Source organism: Synechococcus sp. H60.3, from assembly GCF_047462295.1.
Taxonomy (GTDB): Bacteria; Cyanobacteriota; Cyanobacteriia; order Thermostichales; family Thermostichaceae; genus Thermostichus.
In genome coordinates this window covers 46,147-67,559 of record NZ_JANSIY010000001.1, presented here as the reverse complement: position 1 = coordinate 67,559, position 21,413 = coordinate 46,147, and the positions used below count along the sequence as shown (strand labels likewise).

Below are 21,413 nucleotides of genomic sequence, written 5' to 3'. Positions count from 1 at the left end.
CCCTCTTGTTGGAAATCACAGGCTCAAGGCCGGCCCAGCCACAGGCCACTGAAGCCCAAAGTCAGCAGCGTTAGGGGCAGACCAAAGCGCAGGTGCTCCCCAAAGGTCAACACATACCCCTTTCTGGCTGCCGCCTCAACGGTAATCAAATTGGCCACTGCCCCAAACAAGGTCAGATTGCCCGCCAAGGTGGAGCCGGCAGCTAGGAGTAGCCAGGCAGTCGTCCCCTGCAGCGGGAGCAGCGACTGCAGCAGCAGCACTGCCGGCACGTTGGAGATGAGGTTGGACAGGAGGGCAACAGCAGCCAGCAGCGCCAACGGGGATCCCGCCACCTGCTCCGCCCAGGGCCCTAGGCTGGGTCCCCAGCCGGCCAGCAGCTCTCGGGTTGCCCGTGTCAGGATAAACAGCCCAGAGAACATCACCAACAGATTCCAGTCCACCTGCCCCAAAAACCGCTCCGGCTTCAGCCGGCGGGTAATCAACAAGAGGGCTGCTGCCAGCAGGGCCGACTCGGCTAGGGGCAAGCCGGCCACAAAGGCCCCAAACAGCGCCACTGTAATGGCTACGCTCTTGCGCAACAGGGGTGGGTAGAGGCGCAGCGGCGTCCAAGGCGCCTGATGGATGAAGGGCTGCAGCGAGCGCACCTCGGGGTAGTAGAGCCACAGCAGCCCCACCTCCAGCAGCAGCCCCACCACGGCAATCGGGGTCATCTGGGCGGCAAACTCCAGGTAGCCAATCCCGGAGAAGGAGCCGATGAGGATGTTCTGCGGGTTGCCGCTCAGGGTGGCTACAGACCCTAGGTTGGTGGCTGCCGCCAAGCCCAAGAGATAGGGAATGGGGTTCAGCCCCAGCACAGTGGTTACCTGCAGCGTGAGGGGGGTAAACACCAGCGCCAGGGTATCGTTGAGGAGAAAGGCCGAGAGCAGCCCACTGCCAAACACCAGCATAAGCAAAAGCCCGAAGGGGCTGCGGCTAACCCGAATTAGGCCCAGCAAAGCCAACTGGAAGGCGCCGCCCTGAGACAAGCTGGCGTTCACCACCATCATGCTGAGGAGAAAGACAATTGTGGTTGGGTCGATGGCTGCCCAGGCCTGCGGCAGCGGCACCGTTCCCAGGGCAATGAGCAAAGCGGATCCCACCAGGGCAATCGTGGCCCGGTTCATGCGCAACCGGGGCAGGGATCCCAGCCCCAGCCCGACATAGCTCAGGATCAGCACCACCCAAGAGAGTGCCTGTTGCACCTGCCAGCCTCTTAGCCCTCCCTAGAACTCGTAGCCAAACAGGCGCGGATCCGCCGGCTGCAGCTTGAGATCCGCCAGACCGTACTCGGCCCAGCGGCGATCCACCCGGCGGGCCACTTCCGGATCCGGAGCCAGGGGCTGCCGCCAAGGGGTGTCCGTTTCCGGCGGGATCTTGGTGGTGGCGTCGATCCCCATCTTGCCCCCCAGGCCCCGCTTTTCGGTGGCAAAGTCCAGGGCGTCAAAGGGGTTGTCCGGCAGAATAAACACATCCCGCTGCGGATCCACCCGCGAACACAGGCACCAGAGCACCTGCCGCGGATCCCGCACGTTGATGTCCTTGTCCACCACGATGACAAACTTGGTGTAGCTAAATTGGGGCAGGGCGCTCCAAAAAGCCAGGGCCGCCCGCCGCGCTTGGCCGGGGTAGGCCTTGTCGATGGACAAAATCGCCGCCTTGTAGCCCAGGGCCTCCATGGGCAAAAAGAAGTCCACAATCTCCGGCACCTGCTGCCTGAGGATGGGGGTGTAAATGCGGTTCAGGGCCAGCGCCATCATGTCGTTTTCCTTGGGGGGCTTGCCGCTGAAGGTGGTGAGGTAGAGGGGATCCCGGCGGTGGGTGAGGCAGTGGAAGCGAATGAGGGGAGCCTGCTCGTTGCGAGGGCCGTAGTAGCCAATGTGATCCCCGGCGGGGCCGTCGGGGGCCACCTCCCCCGGCGTGATGGTGCCCTCCAGGACAATCTCCGCGTGGGCCGGCACCTCCAAATCCACCGTCTTGCAGCGGGCTAGCGGCAGTCCTTCCCCGGCATAGAGACCGGCAAACAGCCACTCCGAGAGATCCACCGGCAGGGGCGTGGCTGCTGCCAGGATCACGGCGGGATCCACCCCGATGGCCACCGCCACTTCCAGCTTCCGACCCAGGGCTGCCGCCTTGCGCAGGTGCCGCGTCGCCCCCCGCACCGACAGCCACTGCACCGTCATGGTGTTGCGGCTTTGCAGCTGCAGGCGGTACACCCCCACGTTGGGGATGCCGTTTTCCGGGTCTTTGGTAACCATCAGCCCCAAGGTCAGCACCCGTCCGGCATCGCCAGGATAGACCCGCAGCAGGGGCAGTTGGGTGAGATCCACCGCCTCACCCAGCAGCACCACCTGCTGACAGGGGGGGAGCAGATCCCGGCTGGGCCTAGCCTTGAAGACGCTGAACAGCGCCTGCCCCAGCTCCACCGCCTGGGCAAAATTTTTTGGCGGGCGCGGCTGGTAGAGCAAGGCCAACTTTTTCCCCAGCTCCTCTAGCTCCCGCGGCTCCTCCATCCCCAGCGCCCAGCAGATGCGCTCCACCGTGCCCAAAACGTTGATCAGCAGCGGCATCGAGGATCCCTTCACCCGCTCAAACAGCAGCGCCGGCCCCCCGCAAGCCAAAAGGCGATCGGCGATCTCGGCAATTTCCAAATCGGGATCCACCTCCGCGGCGACGCGGCGAAGCTGGCCACGGGACTCCAGCAGGGCAATAAAACGGCGCAGATCTCTGGGCATGAGTTGGGGACAGTTTACTTGTCGCGGCTGAGGGCTAGGCCGCTCATGAAAGGCTTTTGCAGGGCAATAAACACCACCAGCGGCGGAATGCTGGCGATGATCGCCCCCAGCATCATGGGGCCATAGGAGGCGGAGCTATCCAAGTTGAGTAGAGATTGCAGCCCCACCTGCACCACCTGTCGCTCCCGGCCTTGCACGATCAAGCGGGGCCACAGGTACATATTCCAAGCGTAGACGAAGTGAATCACCGCCTGGGCCCCGATGGCGTTCCAGCTCAGGGGGATCAGCACTTGGGTGAGAAACTGCAAGGGGTTTGCCCCGTCCAGTTGGGCTGCCTCCGCCAGCTCGCGCGGGATGTTGGAAAAATGTTGGCGAAACAAAAATGTAGCCGTGGCGCTGGCCAGAAAAGGCACGATCAAAGCGTAGTAGGTGGATCCCCAGCCCAAGTTGGTAACTAGCCTCAGCAGGGCGATGATCAAGATTTCTGTGGGCATCATCAAGGTCATGAGCACAAAGCCAAAGGCCAGCCCCTTGCCTGGAAAGCGAAAGTAGACAAAGGCCAGCCCCGCCAACAGCGACAAAACCGTCTTGCCCACTGTGATGGCCGTCGCCACGATGGCGCTGTTGACCATGTAATGGCCTAGGTGACGCGCCACCATCACCTGCTGCCAGTTAAAGGCAAACGAAGAGCCAAAGGTCAATTGATAGCGAAACACCTCGGCGTTGTTTTGGGTGCTCACGATCAGGGCATACAACACCGGAAACCCCAACGCCAAACAGGCCAGCCACAGGCCCAGGTGGACATACCAGCGCTCCGGGATCCAGCGCCGCCAGGACAAGGGAGAAGACTTTTGGCCCACGGGGCTGGGCTGGGCGGCTAGCGACTGCGGATCCTGCAACAGTTGAGCCATGACACCTCCAGGCAGAGGACGCTGAGGGGCAGGGGGAGCTTTTGCCCTCTCTGTTGAGGATAATTCGTCAGGATTAACCCCAGGCTAAAAAGGCCGATCTGACCTGGGTTCCCAGCTTGGCGGGTACTTTATACCGGCGAGAGGAAAGGAGTAGAGTAGAACAGCAGTGTCTGAAAGAGGATCCCATGACCCGAGGCTTTGGTCCCTTCGGCAAAATTCAGGAAGCCCTCAAGAAAGCCCAAGAGGTGCGCGACGGTGCCCAAAAACTGCAAAAAGAGCTGGAAGAAATGGAGATCGTCGGCGAGGCCGGCAATGGGCTGGTGAAGGTGACGGTGAACGGCAACCAGGAGCCCCTCAAGGTCTCTCTGGATCCCCAAGTACTCCAGGAGCCGGTGGATGTGGTGGAGGACTTGCTCCTAACGGCGATGGTGAACGCCTACACCCAGTCTGCCGAGACGATGCGCAAACGCATGGAGGAGCTGACCGGAAATATTAGCCTGCCGGGGTTGGGGTTGGGCTGATCCCGGCCAGCCTGGCTTCCTATGTACACTCGCCCTTTGGCTCGCCTGATCGAGGAGCTGCAGCGGTTGCCCGGCATTGGCTCCAAAACAGCTCAGCGCCTGGCCTTGCACTTAATTAACCGGCCCGCTAGCGAGGTCGAGGCCCTGGCCAAAGCCCTGCTGGAGGCCAAGCAAACCGTTAAGTACTGCTCCGTCTGCTTCAACTGGTCGGCGGAAGATCCCTGCGAGATCTGTCGCTCGCCGCAGCGGGATCCCTCCACCTGGTGCGTAGTGGCCGATGTCAAGGATCTCATCGCCATGGAGCGCACCCGCGAGTTCAAGGGCCTTTACCACGTTTTGGGAGGCCTGATCTCGCCCATGAACGGGATCGGGGCCGAGCAGTTGCGCATCCGCGAGCTGGTGGCCCGGGTGGCGCGGGAAAAGCCCCAGGAGCTCATCTTTGCCCTCAGCCCCAGCGTGGAGGGGGAGGTCACCATGCACGTGGTTAAGGATTACCTGAAGCCGGTTGCCCCCGGCCTGCGCATGACCCGTCTGGCCTTTGGCCTGCCCATGGGATCCGAGCTGGAGTATGCCGACGAGGTCACCCTGGCCCGTGCCCTAGAAGCGCGGCAGGAGTTTTAGCTTAATCGGCGGGAAGCCCCGCACTGTATTTGTGAATTGTGCTTACTCAAGAGTAAATCAGTGTCGGGATGAAAGCCGTTCGTCCTACACTTGAGGAGAACAAGTTAAATCTCCGGAGAGTTTCCCGCCGTGGGTCGCACGGTGGCAGCACGCTGAGACCTCTGGACAAACAAGTCTGTGAAGCGTGAAGCCCGTACTCTATCTAAGTTGCGTTTACTCAACGAAGATGAGTGTCGGGAGGCGTTCACGCCTAGGCAACTGCGGGCTGAGTTTGCCCCAGAGTAAGCCTCCGATGTCCAACCCCGAAGTTGTTGCTAAGGTGAGGACAAGGGGTTTTGTCATGGGATCCCGGTACTTACCTGAGGTCAAGTAAAGTTCAACCAGCAATGCGGAGGGGGCAGCGATGGCGGATACGGCGCAAACTCACCTCAGCTCAGGCCCCGTCCAGGGGCTGGACTATGTAGTTCTGGGAGTGGCCTCTTGCTTCCAACGGGATGAGGACGGTCGCCTCAGGGAGGTGTTGGTGGCCGAGCCGGTTCCCGCCGCCGCCCTGGATTGCCTCGCCCAAGAGCGCCGCAGCACTTCTTACTGCCTTCTCTACGCCACTACTTACGCAGAAGTTGTCGATAACGGGATCCCGACTTTGCCCGCCGATGTTTTCCCGCCAGGGGTGGTGCTGGGAGAAGGTTTTGTGGAGCGGCTACAAGCGGCGGCCCGTACGTACCGCAGCAAGCCCCAATTTTGTCACATCCCCCTGCACCAGGTCTGCACGCCAGAGAGGGGGGTGTTCAAGCTCCATTTCAGCGCTGAGCCGCGGCGAATTCTCAACGCAGTAATGGAAGTGAGGGATGCCGACAACATCAAGCAGCACCCCCACACCCATCAGCCTTTCTAGGCCCGCTAGCAGCTATCGCTACCACGTCTGATGAGCAACCAAAGTTGCTTACGGGCTTTTTCGCCCCGCACTTAAGTACGGGGCTACCAAGCCGCCCCGCTGTGTGATAAGGAAAGCTGCGCTGTCGGGCAAAGAAGGGATCCCTGTAGGCCTCAGAGGGGCTCCCCAATCATGATCAAAGAGCAGGTGAGGCGTTCTAGGAGGCGAGTGGTCGTGTCGCTGAAGGATAGGCTCCCGCTGGGGTTACGCCGCCGAAAAGAGGGCAACACCACCAGGTCAAACCCTTGGGCCTCCTGCAAGAGAGCTTTGACGACCTCGTCGCTGGCCAAGACTTTTACCTGGACGGGGTAGCCCAAGTCTGGCTGTTGGGCCAGGGACAAAAGCTGCGCCTCCAGCCACTGGCGATCGCTTTCGGGGGTGCTGGCGAGGCAGATGTGGAGCAAGGTAACCTCTCCCTGGTTGGCGGCAGCCAAGATCTCGGCTAAGCGCACTGCCCGAGCCGCCTGCGAGCGAAAGTTTTCCAGCGCCACCAGGATCCGCCGCAGCTTGTGAGGGGGCTGGAGCAGGCGCGCCACGGCAACCGGGCAATGGGCAGCCCAGAGGACACTGTTGATGACACTGCCGAAGAGGCGGGCCCGCAAGCGGGTGGGATCGCTCCAGCCCATGACGATGAGGCTGGCGTTCTGCTCACGGCTGGCGTGGCTGATCCCTTGGGCAACGTGGCTGTCGATGCGGCTGAGGGGGGTAACTTCTACTCCCAAGGCCTGACAAAACTCCACTGCCCGCCGCAGCAGACCCTCGCCGTGTTCTAGAGAGTCCTGCAGCAAGGGAGAGTCCATGTGCAGGTGGCCGGTCGCCACTGCGAGGGGAACCACCCGCCCGCCCTCGTGCTTGGCCAGGAGGCAGGCCATCTCCAGCAGGTTTTCCTCGGTTTCGGGATTGGCCAGGGGCACCACGACCACGTAGGGCTGGGGAGGCGGCGCTACAGAGACCCCTGCCCCAGACGGGAGTCGGCCCTGTTCCTCCTCCCTGGCCATCTGCGTAGCCGCCCGAGTGGTCAAAATTGGGCCCAGCGTGGCCGTAACCAGCATTAACACCACCACGCTGTTGAGCACCTCTGCATTGAGCAACCCCACGCGGTACCCCACCAGGGTTGCTGCCAAGGTGGCCGCCACCTGGGGTAAGGAAAGCGACCACATCATCAGCTTTTGCGCCGGGGTGTAGTGGTAGAGCCACTGACAGAGTTGGGCGGCAGCGTATTTGCTTAGAGTCAACCCCAGCAGGATACTCAGTATCAGCCAAAGGGAGCTGAGGGTTTGTAGAAAGGCGCGCAGGTCGAGCAACAGCCCTATATCCACAAAAAAGACGGGGATGAACAAGATGCTGCCGACAAAGACGATCTTCTCTTTGACGGAGCCCTCCCGCAGCACATCGTTCACGGCTAGCCCTGCCAGAAAGGCGCCGATGATCTTCTCTACCCCAATCCATTGCGCCCCCAGAGCTGCCACAAACAGAGCCAGCAGCACAAACAAAAATTGGTTGCCCTCTTCGCTGCCGGTTACACGAAAAAACCGCTGCCCCAGCCAGTCCACCCCAAACAGGACCGCAGCCCCATACAGCAGCAGGGATCCCAGCAGCCGCACCAAGCTCCAGAGGGAAAACTCACCGCCGTGGATGCCGACACAGACTGCCAAGACCAGCAGCGCGGCAATGTCGGTGAAGATGGTGCCGCCGATGGTGACCAGCACCGCCTCGTTTTTCACCAGGCCATAGCGGCTGACAATGGGGTAGCCCAGGGGAGTGTGGGAGGCAAACAGGGATCCCAGCAGGATGGCGGCGTTCCAGCCGAAGCCAAATAGCCGCCCAATGGCAGTGCCCACGGTTAGGGGGATGGCAAAGGTCAACACGCCAAAGGTGGCGGAGCGGTTGCGGGTCTGCCGAAATTGCTCCAGGTCGATCTCCAGCCCAGCCACAAACAGCAGGTAGACCACGCCGATATCCGAAAGCAACTGCACTGTCGGCAGCTTTGAGCTCAGTAGGTTCAGCCCCTGCGGCCCCAGGGCGATCCCCGCCGCCAAAAGGCCCACCAGCCCCGGCAAGTGCAGCCGCTCAAAGAGCAGCGGCACCACCAGGATCACCCCCAGCAGTAGAGCAAACGAGAGGATAGGCTCCTCTTGCAAAAGCGAGCGTATGGCCTCCATCGGCCAGGCCCCTGGCTGGACGTCTCCCTAATTATGGAAGCAATCCTTCCAACTAGCCACGGGGAGACCTCGCCCGCCTCAACCCTCCCTTTCCAGGCTGGGAAAGTCCCTGCTGGCGATCCCGACTTCAGCAGCTCGGGATCCCCCCCATTCCCAGAACTGGGCGAGCCTTAGAGAAACTGGTGGCTTTCTGGCTGCAGCACCACCTCGTTGGGCACGGCATTGGCAGGCAGCGTGAGGACAAAGCGAATGGCCTCGGCAGCCGTGGCGGGGCTGAGCATTTTGTCCCGCTGCACCTTAAGGCTGATGGGATCCCAGAAGGGTGAGTCGATGCCGCCAAAGTAAAACAGGGTAAAGCGCACCCCAAAGCGCTTTAGCTCATCGGCCATGCACTTGCTAAAGCCGACCACACCAAATTTGGCAGCACAGTAAGCTGCAGCCATGGCCATAGGGTGACGGCCCAAAATGCCGGGGAAGTTGAGGATGTGGCCGGATTTTTGCTCCCGCATGGCGTTGGCCGCCAGTTGGCTGGTGTAGAAGCTGCCCTTGAGGTTAACCGCCAGCATTCGCTCCAGTTCGGCAGGGGTAATTTGCGGGGCAGGCTTGAGGATCCCGGCTCCTGCCAGGTTGATCAACACGTCGATCCGCCCGTGCCTTTGTAGGCTCTGCTTGACAAGGGCCTCCACCTGGGCATAGTCCGTTACATCGGTAGGGATCCCCACCCCAGAGGCAGCCCCCAGCGACACCGCTTTCTCCGCCAGCGCGCGCAAGGGATCCTCTCGCCGCGCCGCCAGCACCAGATGGGCTCCGGCCTGGGCCAACATAGGCACCAGGGCGCTGCCAATGCCCCCTGTGGCCCCTGTAATGAGAACAACCGCCTGGGACAATGAGGAAGACACGTTACGTTTTTTAAACTCTTCCCCTCATCATACCTAGGGAGTGGCCTTGAGGGGCGATTTAAACGCGATGCAGCCGCAGTCGTTGCACCCATTCTTCCCCGAAGCGCAGCCAGTCTGCCATTTTTTCTGGACTCACCTGTTGGTCGTCCCGCCAAACAATAAGCTGCGGCCCGGATCCCTCAGCGCAACAAGGAGGATGCTGCTCCAAAAAACTAAGAAAACTAGGATGGAAGCGCAGGCGAATCTCGGCCTCATTTTCTCCGCGCAAAAGGTAGCTGCGGGAAAACTTAGGATGGCCCTCAAAGTTGATATCTTGCATGCCAAAGGCTTTGGCAATGTCATGAAACAGGGGAATATTCGGATGTAGCCGAAAATCAGGTAGCCGTAGATCTTCGCAATAGGCCCAGAAAACAGACTGGAAATGAGTGCCGCGACTCTTGCCCCAGACAATCCTGCGACTCTTGCCCCTGCCGCTGGGGTACTTATAGGTGTACTGATAGTCAAAGGCACCGATCTCAGTTCCATCGATTAGCCGCTTGGACATTGAGTTGTAGAAACGTCGATCGTAGCCTTGTTCAAATAGTTCAAAGCCTGCCTGAAGCAAGCGGGAGCGGATCCCTTCGGGTAGCTCCGCTGAAAACGACATGCCCAGGCTCCTGGCCACCTGCTCCAAAGCTTCCCGACGCTTCTTCTCTAGATAGTCAGCTAGATAGACAACAAGCGCCAGAAGGCCGATAAGAAAAAACGAGAACAGAACAAGAATAAGCCATTCCATTGCAAACCCTCCCTCCAACCTCTAGACTTTGGCGATCCTACTTAGAGTATCTAGGCGGGCACAAAAAAAGGATCCCCTCAGCAAAAGAAGGGATCCCGTTCCAAAACCTCATTCGAGAACGAATGTTTTGGATGAAAACCTCGATCAGGCGTCGAAATAGAGCGCGAACTCGTAGGGGTGAGGCCGCAGGTTGATGGGGTTGATCTCGTTGTCGATCTTGTACTCGATATAGGTCTGGATGAGATCCTCGGTAAAGACACCTCCCTCCAGTAGGAAGTCGTGATCCTTCTGCAGGTTTTCCAAAGCATCCAGCAGGGATCCGGGCGTGGAGGGGATCTTGGCCAGCTCGTCCGGCTCCAGATCGTAGATATCCTTGTCGAGGGGCTCGCCGGGGTGGATCTTGTTCTTGATCCCGTCCAGGCCGGCCATCAACATGGCCGAGAAGGCGATATAGGGGTTGCAGGTGGCATCGGGGCAGCGGAACTCCAGCCGCTTGGCCTTGGGATTTTTGCCTGTAACTGGAATGCGAATGGCTGCGGAGCGGTTGCCCTGCGAGTAGGCCAAGTTGACCGGCGCCTCAAACCCAGGCACCAGGCGCTTGTAGGAGTTGGTGGTGGGGTTGGTAAAGGCTAGGATGGCTGGGGCGTGCTTGAGCAGGCCGCCGATGTAGTAGAGAGCCGTTTCGCTCAGATCGGCATAGTTGCCTTCTTGGTAAAACAAGGGCTGGCCGTCTCTCCAGAGGGACTGGTGCGTGTGCATGCCGCTGCCGTTGTCATTGAAGAGGGGCTTGGGCATGAACGTCACCGTCTTGCCGTGCTTGCGGGCCACGTTCCGGATCACGTACTTGTAAATCATCATGTAGTCGGCAGCCGTGATTAGATCGGCAAAGCGGTAGCCCAGCTCCCCTTGCCCGCCGGTGGCCACCTCGTGGTGGTGCTTCTCGATGGGCACCCCCAACTTGGCCATTGTCAGCAGCATCTCGGTGCGGAGGTCTTGATGGGCATCGGTGGGCGGCACAGGGAAATAGCCCTCTTTGTAGCGGGGCTTGTAGCCCAGGTTGCCGCCTTTTTCCTCCCGGCCTGAGTTCCAGCGGCCCTCGATGGAATCGACAAAGTAGTAGCCGGCGTTTTGGGTCTGGTCAAACCGTACATCTTCAAAAATAAAGAACTCTGCTTCGGGCCCGAAGTAAGCCGTATCGGCAATCCCTGTCGATTGCAGATAGGCCACAGCCCGTGCTGCCAGGCTCCGCGGACAACGGCTGTAGGGCTGGCCGGTGCGCGGCTCAATAATGTTACAGATAAGGCTGAGGGTGGGCACTTGCAAGAACGGGTCGATCCAGGCCGTCTTGGGATCCGGCACCATGTACATGTCCGACTCATTGATGGATTTCCAGCCCCGAATGCTTGAACCATCAAAGGGTAGCCCTTCGCTGAAAACTTGTTCCGTAAGCATCGAAGGGTGGAAGGAAACGTGCTGCCAAGTGCCGAAGATATCCACAAACTTGAGATCCACCATCTGGACATTGTTGTCCTGGATCATCTGAAGCACTTCTTGGGGCGTGGATGCCATTACTCTCTCCTGATTGGGTTGCAATTGAGACTGGGGTAATCCTAAGGTAGACGGGATCCCGGCAGCGGATCCCCGCGCTTCGACTTGAGTGGGCCAAAAGCGCTCACCCATCCTAGAAAGGCCGATATCAGCATTTTGTAGCTTCTGATACGAAATTGCCCTGGCTTTGGCCTTCTGCTCAACGGCTTGGCCATTGCGCCCCTCAGCCAAGCGTTTCTGCCCTGTTGTCCTCTGGACAAAGACAAGTCGGAGAAGCCAAACCCTGTCTCCCTAGCTAGAGGAAAGCGAAAATGGGACTAGCGAGCTCCAGCCTCGCTCAGAATACCGGCTCGTGTTAGACTAAAACGTAGTCGTTATGAGTTTGGTTTAGTTTTCAGCAACAGCAAGGAGCGACATCGAATGACAGAGCAAAGTCGGGTTGAGAATGTGGTGATTATTGGTTCTGGCCCTGCCGGGTTCACGGCGGCCATTTACGCTGGGCGGGCCAACCTGAAGCCAGTTGTGTTTGAGGGGTTTCAGGTGGGCGGGATCCCGGGTGGGCAACTGATGACCACCACCGAGGTAGAAAACTTTCCGGGCTTTCCCGAGGGCATCAGCGGCCCCCAACTGATGAAAAACATGCGCGCTCAAGCGCAGCGGTGGGGGGCAGAGCTCTACCCCGAGGATGTCACCTTTGTGGATCTCAGCCAGCGGCCTTTTGTCGTCCGCTCTGATGAGCGAGAAGTGCGCACCCACAGCCTAATCATCGCCACCGGGGCTACGGCCAAGCGCCTGCACCTGCCCGGGGAGGAGACCTACTGGAACCGCGGCATGTCCGCCTGCGCCGTCTGCGATGGGGCCATGCCCATATTCAGGGGAGTGGAGCTGGTGGTCATTGGCGGTGGCGATACCGCCTGTGAGGAAGCTACCTATTTGACCAAGTTTGGATCCCATGTCCACATGCTGGTGCGCAGTGGCAAGATGCGGGCCAGCAAGGCCATGCAAGACCGGGTGCTCAACCACCCCAAGATTACGGTGCACTGGCACACCGAGGCGGTGGAAGTCCTGGGCGACGGCCAGCGCCTGACCGGGGTGAAGGTGCGCAACAACCAGACAGGGGAGATCCGGGAGATGGCGGTGGGTGGCTTGTTCTACGCCATCGGCCATAAACCCAACACCGACCTGTTCAAAGGACAACTGGAACTGGATGAAGTGGGCTATATTGTCACCCGCCCCGGATCGGTAGCCACCAGCGTGGAGGGGGTGTTTGCCGCCGGGGATGTGCAGGATCACGAGTTTCGCCAGGCCATCACCGCTGCCGGCACCGGCTGTATGGCGGCCATGTTGGCAGAGCGCTGGCTCTCAGAACACGGCTTAGCCCAAGAGTATCACGTCGTCCCTCAGAGCCATCCTGAGCCCAGCCCTGCCACGGCTCCTCCCGAGGCGGAGTCGCCGGGGGAAGCTGCGGTGGCGGAAGCCAGCTTTGCGGAGAACGGCCACGAGGATCTGGACTTCAGTAAGACCTGCCATGAAGGGAGCTATGCCCTGCGGCGGCTCTACCACGAAAGCAATCGCCTGCTGATGGTCAAGTACACCGCTCCCACCTGTGCCCCTTGTCATGCCCTCAGGCCAATCCTGAACAAGGTCATCGAAGAGTTTGCCGACAAGCTGCACGTGGTGGAGATCGACATCGAGAAGGATCCGGAGATTGCTGAAGCCGGCGGGGTCACCTGTACGCCGACGGTGCAGTTTTTTAAAAACAAGGAGCTGGTGGCGCAGGTGGTGGGCGTTAAGCCCAAGTCCCACTATCGGGAGGTGATCCAGGCCAATTTGTCTGAAGCAAGATCAGCTTGAGGTAGTCCCCCTCACCCCCAGCCCCTCTCCCTTCGGGAGAGGGGAGCTAGGTGTTGTGGTAGGCGGCCTGCAGGGCGGCCAAAGAGACCGACAACAGGGGATCCCCTTCTGCCGTCGTCAAGGCCAAGGGATCGGCAGGGGATCCCACCTGTCCCAGCAGTTGCCACTGGCCGGGGAGCTGGGACTCTAAGTAGGCTTCCCAAGGAGAGCGCTGGGCTGGATTGACAGAAACGAGGATGCGGCTGGATCCCTCGCCAAACAGGGCCTGATCCCAGCGCAGGGATCCGGGAGCCAGAGAGACACTGGCACCGCGGCCCCCGCTGAGGCAGGCTTCCGCCAGAGCCACGGCCAGTCCTCCCTCGCTACAGTCGTGGGCGGAGCGCACCCATCCCTGCCGGATGCCGTGGCGGCAGGCGGCTTGCACGCGCTTTTCCAGCTCCAGATCCACGGGGGCAGGCCGACCCGTGACCTTGTGGTAGATTGCCGCCAAATACTCGCTGCCGCCCAGACTGGTAACAGCCTGGGCTCCCAAGAGGTAGATGAGATCCCTTTCTTGCTGCCACCCCTGGCCACAGACCAACTTCAAGTCCGGAATGAGACCGACCATGCCGATAACGGGGGTCGGGTAGATGGCCTGGGATCCCTTCTCGTTGTAGAGGGAAACGTTCCCCCCTGTTACCGGTGTCCCTAGGGCACGGCAGGCCTCCCCAATCCCCCGACAGGCCAGGGCCAACTGCCAGTACACCACCGGGTTTTCCGGGTTGCCGAAGTTGAGGTTGTCGGTTACAGCCAAGGGCTCCGCCCCCACGCAGGAGAGGTTGCGGGCGGCTTCGGCCACCGCGGCTTTGGCCCCCTCGTAGGGATCCAAATATACCCAGCGGCCATTGCCATCTAGGGTGGCAGCAATGGCCTTGCGGGCAGCCTGCAGGGGTGGCACCTCGCCCACGCCAAACTTTTGCGAGCGGATGCGGATAACCGCTGCATCTCCCTGCCCCGGCCAAAGGACAGTGTTGTTTTGCACCTGGTGGTCATATTGGCGATAGATCCAGGCTTTGCTGGCCAGGGTGGGGCGGGCCAAAAGCCGCAGCAGCACCTCTTGCCACGTCAGGGTTGCCTGATCGAGGTGGATCCCTTCGCGACTGCAGGGGGGTAGGGTGGCGGGATCCCACTGCCACGCTGCCTGGACGTACTCCGGTGGCTCTGGCAACAGCGGGCGGACGTAGACGGGGGTCTCTTCGGCCAAGGCCCGCGCCGGCACTTGCACCACGCAGGTTCCGCGGTGCCAGATCTCCACCAGCGGCTCGGCAATGACTTCTCCGGCCACGCTGGCCTGCAGGCCCCAGCGGTGGAAGATCTCCATCACCTCCGCTTCGCGACCTTTTTGCACCACCAGCAGCATCCGCTCCTGGGACTCCGAAAGCAGGTACTCCCAGGCGGCCATGCCGCTTTCCCGCGCCGGCACCCGGTCGAGATCAAAGCGGATCCCTACGCCGCCTTTGGCGGCCATCTCCGCCGTGGAGCAGGTGATCCCGGCCGCTCCCATGTCCTGGGCGGCCACCACAGCTCCCGTGGCAAAGGCCTCCAGGCAAGCCTCGATGAGACATTTGCCCAGAAAGGGATCCCCCACCTGCACCGCCGGCCGATCCTGCTGGGAGTCCTCCTTGAGCTCGGCGCTGGCAAAGCTGGCCCCGCGGATCCCGTCCCGCCCCGTGGGGGCGCCCACGTACAAGACCGGATTCCCCACCCCCCGAGCTGCCGATTTCACCACCGCCGGCGTCTCCAGCAGCCCCAGAGCCATGACGTTGACCAGGGGGTTGCCACTGTAGCAGGGATCCACGGCCACTTCCCCCCCCACCGTGGGCACCCCCACGCAGTTGCCGTAGTGGGCGATCCCCTCCACCACCCTGGCCATGAGGCGGCGGTTGCGGGGATCCGTCAGCGGCCCAAAGCGCAGGGAGTTGAGCAGGGCAATGGGACGGGCGCCCAGGGTAAAGATATCACGCAGGATGCCTCCCACGCCGGTGGCCGCTCCCTGGAAGGGCTCAACCGCTGAAGGATGGTTGTGGGATTCAATCTTAAAGGCCAGCCAGTCCCCATCCCCCAAATCTATGACGCCGGCATTTTCCCCCGGCCCCACCACCACCCGCTCGCCCGTAGTGGGAAAGTTTTTCAGCAGAGGGCGAGAGTTCTTGTAGCAGCAGTGCTCCGACCACATCACCCCAAACATGGCCAGCTCGGTGGGGTTGGGATCCCGGCCCAGTTGCTGCTGGATCTGGTGATATTCCTGGGGGGAGAGGCCGTGGAGCTTCAGCTCTTCAGGAGTGGGGGGCATAGGCACCAAGGTTAGGTCAACAAAGCCGGCCCCAAAAGGCGGGCCTGGCGTTCTTCCAGTATGCGACGCAGGCGGGGCCACTGCTGCAGCTGTGGGTCTTGGGCAATGAGCTGCTCTGCTGCCTGGCGGGCCAACTGCAGCACCTCTTGGTCATCCATGAGGCTGGCCAGAGCAAAATCGGGCAGTCCCGACTGGCGGGTGCCCATCACCTCCCCAGGGCCGCGGAAGCGCAGATCCATCTCGGCAATGAAAAAGCCATCGTGGGACTGCTCCAGGACTTTTAGCCGGCGCAGGGCCTCTTCGCTTTGGGATCCCGTCATCAGGATGCAGTAGGCCTGTTCGGATCCCCGCCCCACCCGCCCCCGCAGTTGGTGGAGCTGGGAGAGGCCAAAGCGCTCAGCATGCTCCACCAGCATCACCGAGGCGTTGGGCACATCCACCCCCACTTCCACCACTGTGGTGGAGACGAGGATATCCAGCTCCCGCCGGCGGAAAGCTTCTATGACGGCGTCCTTCTCGCTGCTGGTCAGACGCCCGTGCAGCAGGCCCACCCGGAACTGGGGGAAGACCTTCTCCTGCAGGCGCTGGTGTTCCTCAATGGCGGACTTGAGATCCAGCTTCTCAGACTCTTCAATCAAAGGCAGCACCACGTAGGCCTGCCGCCCCTGGGCAATCTCCCGCTCCATCAGCCGCACCACCTGCAGGCGATCCCCCGGTCGAGCCACCACCGTGTGCACCGGCTTGCGCCCCGGGGGCAACTCGTCAATTTGGGTAACATCCAGATCCCCGTGCAGGGCCAGGGTAAGGGTGCGGGGGATGGGGGTAGCCGTCATGGTCAGGACATCGGGGTGATCCCCTTTCTGTTGCAGGGCAGCCCGCTGTTCGACGCCAAAGCGGTGCTGCTCGTCGATAACCACCAAGCCCAGGTTGCGAAACTGCACCGCCGGCTGGATGAGGGCATGGGTGCCAACCACTAGGGGCAGCTCCCCGGTCTGCAACTGCCGCAGGATCTCGCGCCGCTTGGCGGGGGGTGTGGAGCCGGTCAAGAGTTCAACGGGCACTTGCAGTTGGCTGAGCCACTCCACCAGCTTGCGGTAGTGCTGCTCGGCCAAGACCTCCGTGGGAGCCATGAGGGCCGTCTGCCAGCCCGACTGGATGGCCGCCAGCAAAGCCGCCACCGCCACCACAGTTTTGCCGGATCCCACATCCCCCTGCAGCAGGCGGTTCATGGGCAAGGGATCCCGCAGATCCGCCAGGATCTCGTCGATGGCCCGCTGCTGGGCAGCAGTCAGCTGGAAGGGCAGGATTTGGTAGAAGCGGTCCAAGAGCTCTCCTCTAGCTGGCTGGTAGCGGGGGACAGCCTGGGCCTGGGCGCGGTAGCGCTGCCGCCGCTGCAAGAGGCTAAGTTGCAGGTAGAAAAACTCGTCGAACACCAGCCGCCGCCGGGCCTGGGCCAGCAGCTCTTGCGTCTTGGGAAAGTGGATCTGCTGCAGGGCAAGGGGCAAGTCCAACAGCTGCAACTGCCGCTTCAGGTGCTCCGGCAAGGGATCCTCCACCAAGGCAGCTGCCGGCAGGGCAAGCTGGATGGCTTTGCGCACCAGATCGGCGGGGATCCCTTCTGAGAGGGGGTAAACGGGTAGAATCTTGCCCAATCTCTCCAGATCCTCGCCCTCTCCCCCCAGCACCTCCAGTTGCGGGTTCTCCAGTGTCAAGCCCAAGCGGCCCTTTTTCACCAGACCGCTGGCCGCCACCACTGCCCCCTTGGGGTATTGCCGCTCCAGGGCCGCCTGCCAACTGCGCTGGGCAAATTGCCGCCCGCTGTAGAAGCGGCTGAGGGTGACTACGCCGCTTTTGTCGGCAAGCTTGAGGTTGAAGATGGTCAGCAAGGGGTTTTTGGGGCTGGTAAAGCAACTGCAGCTTTTCACCGTCCCCACCAGGGTAACCGTCTCCCCCACCTTGGCCTGGCGGATGAGCACGCGGCGGGAATAGTCCAGGTGATCCCGTGGGAAGTAGTAGAGGGCATCGCGCACAGTGTGCAGGCCCAGTTGCGCCAGTTTCTCCGCCGACTTGGGGCCAATGCCCTTGAGAAATTGCAGCGGCTGCTCCAAACTAAGGCCCTTGGGCAGGGGCAAAGCAGGGCTGGGTGGAGCAGAGTGGGCTTGTTCTTGCTGGCGACGCAGCCGCTCCAGCCAGCGGCGGGTTTCCGCCACCAGGTGCTGCCGCTCCGGCAGCTCTAGCTGGGGGTAGAGGCGATAGCGGGATCCCAGTTCTTTCCACCGCCGTCGCTCTTCCCCATCCAGGATCCAGCCAGCGGGGGGATCCTGGCCAAACACGCTCTGCAAAAATTGGGAGAAGGTCTGCTCTCGCCCCCGCAGGTCGGTAAACCCCACCTCTGCTTCCAGAGAAAGGGCGCGCTGAACCCGCTGTAGATCCACCTGGCTCAAGTTGCTTCTGGGTTGGCTGCCGGTAGTATCCTTTATCCAACTTTAGCCAATGGCAAAGCGTCCCAGGCGCAGCCCCTGGGCCTCAACTCAAAAGGGCCTGCTCTATAGGACAGGCCCCCGGATCCAGAGCAACCTTATTCTTCCAGATGGAAACTAGCTGCGGGCCAGGGCGGATCCCAGCAGCACGGCCATCACTGCCGGCACCAGGGCAATGGCCAGGATGGTGAAAACTTGCGCGTCGGTCATAGCCAACTCCTAAAACAAACCCAGTGCTGTAAACCTGCCCCTCACTTTACCCCGGCTGGTGACCAGACCTGGGGCCCAAAAACATTCTTTACAAAGCGGCCTTTGGTTCTGCGCTTAGCCGCTGCGGGATCCCCTGGCCTGTGTTACGATGTTGCTTCGCAACGCTGTTGCGACCGCAGGGTAATTCTGGCCTTTTTTTCTTTGCAACGTTTGCTCTTGGCGTCACCATGGTAGCCGCCCCCCACAGCCTAACCACTCCCCGGGACAACCTGGCCATTTTGGCCGAAACGGATCCCATCGTCTACCGCCTCATCCAGCAAGAGCTCAAGCGCCAGCGGGATCACCTGGAAATGATTGCCAGCGAGAACTTCACCTCGCCGGCTGTCCTGGCGGCGCAGGGCTCGGTGCTTACCAACAAGTATGCGGAGGGTCTACCCGGCAAGCGCTACTACGGCGGCTGCGAATTTATCGACGAGATCGAACAACTGGCCATCGACCGCGCCAAGCAACTGTTTGGGGCGGCCCACGCCAATGTCCAGCCCCACTCCGGTGCCCAGGCCAATTTCGCGGTTTTCTTGGCTCTGCTGCAGCCAGGAGACACGATCATGGGCATGGATCTGGCCCACGGCGGCCACCTCACCCACGGCTCGCCAGTCAATGTCTCTGGCAAGTGGTTCCGCGTGGTGCACTATGGCGTGGATCCGCAGACGGAGCGGATTGATTTTGACCAGGTGCGGGATCTGGCCCTGCAGCACCGGCCTAAGCTGATTATCTGCGGCTACTCCGCCTACCCGCGGACAATTGATTTTGCTGCCTTCCGCGCCATTGCCGATGAGGTGGGGGCCTATCTGATGGCAGACATTGCCCACATCGCTGGCCTGGTGGCCACTGGGCACCACCCCAACCCCGTGCCCCTCTGCGATGTGGTAACCACCACCACCCACAAGACGCTGCGGGGGCCGCGCGGGGGGCTGATTCTCACCCGCGACCCGGAATTGGGCAAAAAGCTGGACAAGGCGGTGTTCCCCGGCAGCCAAGGGGGGCCTTTGGAGCATGTCATTGCCGGCAAGGCAGTGGCCTTTGGAGAAGCCCTGCAGCCCAGCTTTGCCCAGTACTCCGCCCAGGTCATTGCCAATGCTCAGGCACTGGCAGCAACGCTGCAACGACGGGGCATCCGGTTGGTTTCGGGGGGCACCGACAACCACCTGATGTTACTGGATCTGCGCTCGGTCTCGGCAGTGCTGGAGAAAAACGGAGCGGCGGATCCGGTGATGACGGGCAAGCGGGCGGATCGCCTGATGGAAGAGATCCACATTACTGCCAACAAAAACACCATCCCCTTTGACCCGCAGCCGCCCTTTGTGGCCAGCGGCCTGCGCCTGGGATCCCCGGCCCTGACCACCCGCGGCCTGGGCGCGGCAGAATTTGAGGAAATTGGGGAAATTATTGCCGATTGCCTGTTTCAACCGGAGGATCTGGCTGTGCTCGAAGCCTGCCGCCGGCGAGTGGCCGAGCTTTGCCGCCGTTTTCCGCTCTACCCCCACTTGGGATAACCCCCCTCCCCGCTACGGCTTGCCATGCCTTACTTGGTTGCCTTTTTGGCTGCTGCCTGTGTGGTTCTCTGGGCAACCCCGGTGGTGAAGGCGGTCGGGATCCGCAGCGGCCAGTTGGATTTTCCCGATGAGCGCAAGATCCACCGGCAGCCGATGGTGCGCCTAGGGGGGGTCTCTATCTTTTTTGGCAACCTGGTGGCACTACTCTTGCTCTGGGGAGCCGGAGCCTTCGCCGGCTTGCGCACCGAGCAGGAGTACGAGATCTGGGGGGTAACCATTGGCGGCGTTTTGTTTTTTTTGATTGGCCTGGCCGACGATCTGTTTCAGTTGTCGCCCTTTTCCCGCCTGGCGATGCAGTTTGGGGTGGCTGCCGCCGCTTGGGGAGTGGGGGTGCGCATTGAGTTCATCAACCTACCGCGCCTTGGCCTCTGGCCCTTCCCGGTGTGGTTGAGCCTGCTGGTTACCCTGCTGTGGCTGGTGGGGATGGCCAACGCCATCAACTTCATGGACGGCCTGGATGGGCTGGCGGCAGGGGTGTCAGGGATCGCGGCAGTCGTGATGCTGATGGTAACGCTGCTGCTGGATCGGCCGGCGGCGGCGATGCTGGCGGCAGCCTTGGCAGGGGCCTGTCTGGGCTTTTTGCGCTACAACTTCAACCCGGCTCAGATCTTCATGGGAGATGGGGGAGCCTACTTTTTGGGCTTTACCCTAGCCGGGATCGGGGTCATTGGGGTGGCCAAGGGGGTGACCACGCTGGCGGTGGCCCTGCCGTTTTTTATCCTCGCCGTGCCAATCCTGGATATGTCTGCCGTCATCCTCAAGCGGCTGGCCAGGGGCAAGTCCCCCTTTCATCCCGACAAGGGCCACTTGCACCATCGCCTGCTCAAAGCCGGCCTGTCGCAGCGGCATTCAGTGCTCTTGATCTACGCCATGACCCTTTGGGGGGGATCCCTGGCCTTGGCCTTGGCCGGCCTGCCGGCAGGGGGCACCTACCTGGGCGGCGCCTCGCTGCTGTTAGCGGGAGTAAGCTGGGGGGCCTGGCAACGCCAGCGTCAGCGGCAACGGTCTTTGGCTGCTGAAGATACCGAGGTTCAAGCAACAGATTCAGTTAATTCAAAATAAGGATTAAGCCTGGGTTGTTCCCAGCCGCCCGCCTGCCTAGACTGGAAGGTATCTCCTCTGCCGCCTTGATGATGCGTCCTACACCGGAGCTGGCGGCCCTTTTGCGCCGCACCGCCGATCGCCTACAGGCCCAGCACTGGGGTTTTTGGGATCGCGAGTACTGCTGGCGGGATAGTACCCGCTGCAATTGCGGCCTGCTGGTGCGGGAAGCCCTGGGCTGGGATCAGCAGCAGCTTAGCCTGCGCATCCACCGCGGCACCTGGCGCTCCATTGCCCAAACGGCCTACCGCACTGCTGCCCTTGTCCTGAGGGATCCCTGGGAAGCCCAGTGTGAGACCACGGGCCTGCGGCTGGGATATGTGTTCGAGAAGATGGCAGAGCTGGGGTTTGACCGGCCGGAAGACTTTGCCGCCCTGGAAGAGCTGAGCGATCCCGTCATCCGGGCCCGCCTGGCTGCAAAAGGGGTGGAGCCGCTGCGGCGCGACCAGGCAATTCATGTGGCCCTCTACATGCGGGAGCTGGCCGACTGGATTGAGGAACAACTGCAGGCGCAAGCTCAGCTCAGCCACCTGACCCAACCTCTGCCCAAAGCCAAAGCACCAGAGGTAACCGTCCGCCAGCCACTGCACCTGCGGTGAGGTTGCCTACAAAGCGCTCTGGTGCCCTCACCCCCAGCCCCTCTCCCAAAGGGAGAGGGGAGATGGGAAGCATAGCAAGGCC

The 21,413-nt window shown here is 61.5% G+C and carries 17 protein-coding genes; 7 read left to right on the top strand and 10 right to left on the bottom strand.

The genetic code is table 11. The features are described from left to right. Positions 1 to 23: 23 nt before the first annotated feature. From NW841_RS00290 to NW841_RS00280, 3 genes are read right to left on the bottom strand one after another with little or no spacing between them, the layout of a single operon-like run. Positions 24 to 1,241 carry an anion transporter gene (locus NW841_RS00290; RefSeq protein ID WP_414376227.1) on the bottom strand — a complete coding sequence of 406 codons (1,218 nt, stop codon included), beginning with the start codon at positions 1,239 to 1,241 and terminating at the stop codon, positions 24 to 26. Between the two features lie 21 nt (positions 1,242 to 1,262). Next, positions 1,263 to 2,771 (bottom strand): UbiD family decarboxylase, encoded by a 1,509-nt coding sequence (locus NW841_RS00285; RefSeq protein ID WP_414384889.1) that lies wholly within the window; start codon positions 2,769 to 2,771, stop codon positions 1,263 to 1,265. Positions 2,772 to 2,785: 14 nt separating this feature from the next. Further along, positions 2,786 to 3,682: a carbohydrate ABC transporter permease gene (locus tag NW841_RS00280; protein ID WP_414366134.1), complete on the bottom strand. Its 897-nt coding sequence runs from the start codon at positions 3,680 to 3,682 to the stop codon at positions 2,786 to 2,788. A gap of 185 nt (positions 3,683 to 3,867) precedes the next feature. Between NW841_RS00280 and NW841_RS00275 the strand changes: the two genes are divergently transcribed. From NW841_RS00275 to NW841_RS00265, 3 genes are all read left to right on the top strand, one after another. Then, on the top strand, positions 3,868 to 4,203 hold the full coding sequence (locus NW841_RS00275; protein ID WP_414366136.1) for a YbaB/EbfC family nucleoid-associated protein: 336 nt from the start codon (positions 3,868 to 3,870) through the stop codon (positions 4,201 to 4,203). Between the two features lie 21 nt (positions 4,204 to 4,224). Further along, positions 4,225 to 4,824 carry a recombination mediator RecR gene (gene recR, locus NW841_RS00270; protein WP_414366137.1) on the top strand — a complete coding sequence of 200 codons (600 nt, stop codon included), beginning with the start codon at positions 4,225 to 4,227 and terminating at the stop codon, positions 4,822 to 4,824. A gap of 403 nt (positions 4,825 to 5,227) precedes the next feature. Next, complete coding sequence (locus NW841_RS00265) at positions 5,228 to 5,719, top strand: hypothetical protein (protein ID WP_414384888.1); 492 nt, start codon at positions 5,228 to 5,230, stop codon at positions 5,717 to 5,719. 152 nt (positions 5,720 to 5,871) lie between these two features. On the opposite strand, the gene NW841_RS00260 is transcribed toward NW841_RS00265, so the two are convergent. The 4 genes from NW841_RS00260 to glnA all read right to left on the bottom strand — a co-directional run bounded on the left by NW841_RS00260 (position 5,872) and on the right by glnA (position 11,163). Further along, positions 5,872 to 7,920, bottom strand: a complete 2,049-nt coding sequence (locus NW841_RS00260; RefSeq protein WP_414384886.1) for a cation:proton antiporter — start codon at positions 7,918 to 7,920, stop codon at positions 5,872 to 5,874. 170 nt (positions 7,921 to 8,090) lie between these two features. Further along, positions 8,091 to 8,819 carry an SDR family oxidoreductase gene (locus NW841_RS00255; protein ID WP_414384884.1) on the bottom strand — a complete coding sequence of 243 codons (729 nt, stop codon included), beginning with the start codon at positions 8,817 to 8,819 and terminating at the stop codon, positions 8,091 to 8,093. Positions 8,820 to 8,877: 58 nt separating this feature from the next. Next, complete coding sequence (locus tag NW841_RS00250; protein WP_414384882.1) at positions 8,878 to 9,594, bottom strand: hypothetical protein; 717 nt, start codon at positions 9,592 to 9,594, stop codon at positions 8,878 to 8,880. 144 nt (positions 9,595 to 9,738) lie between these two features. Continuing rightward, positions 9,739 to 11,163 (bottom strand): type I glutamate--ammonia ligase, encoded by a 1,425-nt coding sequence (gene glnA, locus NW841_RS00245; RefSeq protein ID WP_414378704.1) that lies wholly within the window; start codon positions 11,161 to 11,163, stop codon positions 9,739 to 9,741. Between the two features lie 399 nt (positions 11,164 to 11,562). Here glnA and trxB point away from each other — a divergent pair, with 399 nt between their 5' ends. Continuing rightward, entirely contained in the window at positions 11,563 to 12,996 is a 1,434-nt protein-coding gene (trxB, locus tag NW841_RS00240) for a thioredoxin-disulfide reductase (protein WP_414384880.1), read from the top strand. 46 nt (positions 12,997 to 13,042) lie between these two features. On the opposite strand, the gene purL is transcribed toward trxB, so the two are convergent. The 3 genes from purL to psaM all read right to left on the bottom strand — a co-directional run bounded on the left by purL (position 13,043) and on the right by psaM (position 18,018). Beyond that, positions 13,043 to 15,328, bottom strand: coding sequence for a phosphoribosylformylglycinamidine synthase subunit PurL (gene purL, locus NW841_RS00235; RefSeq protein ID WP_414384877.1), 2,286 nt, complete (start codon positions 15,326 to 15,328; stop codon positions 13,043 to 13,045). A gap of 11 nt (positions 15,329 to 15,339) precedes the next feature. Then, complete coding sequence (gene recG, locus NW841_RS00230; RefSeq protein ID WP_414384897.1) at positions 15,340 to 17,763, bottom strand: ATP-dependent DNA helicase RecG; 2,424 nt, start codon at positions 17,761 to 17,763, stop codon at positions 15,340 to 15,342. Between the two features lie 162 nt (positions 17,764 to 17,925). Further along, positions 17,926 to 18,018 carry a photosystem I reaction center subunit XII gene (gene psaM / locus NW841_RS00225; protein WP_414332959.1) on the bottom strand — a complete coding sequence of 31 codons (93 nt, stop codon included), beginning with the start codon at positions 18,016 to 18,018 and terminating at the stop codon, positions 17,926 to 17,928. A 227-nt stretch (positions 18,019 to 18,245) separates the two neighbouring features. On the opposite strand from psaM, the gene glyA reads away from it, so the two are divergent. The 3 genes from glyA (at position 18,246) to NW841_RS00210 (ending at position 21,331) form a co-directional block, all read left to right on the top strand. Next, the gene (gene glyA, locus NW841_RS00220) at positions 18,246 to 19,571 is read left to right on the top strand and encodes a serine hydroxymethyltransferase (RefSeq protein WP_414384875.1); all 1,326 of its coding nucleotides are present in this window, start codon (positions 18,246 to 18,248) and stop codon (positions 19,569 to 19,571) included. A gap of 24 nt (positions 19,572 to 19,595) precedes the next feature. Then, positions 19,596 to 20,693, top strand: a complete 1,098-nt coding sequence (locus NW841_RS00215; RefSeq protein WP_414371058.1) for a glycosyltransferase family 4 protein — start codon at positions 19,596 to 19,598, stop codon at positions 20,691 to 20,693. Positions 20,694 to 20,761: 68 nt separating this feature from the next. Next, positions 20,762 to 21,331: a hypothetical protein gene (locus NW841_RS00210; protein ID WP_414384873.1), complete on the top strand. Its 570-nt coding sequence runs from the start codon at positions 20,762 to 20,764 to the stop codon at positions 21,329 to 21,331. The last annotated feature ends 82 nt before the right edge of the window (positions 21,332 to 21,413 follow it).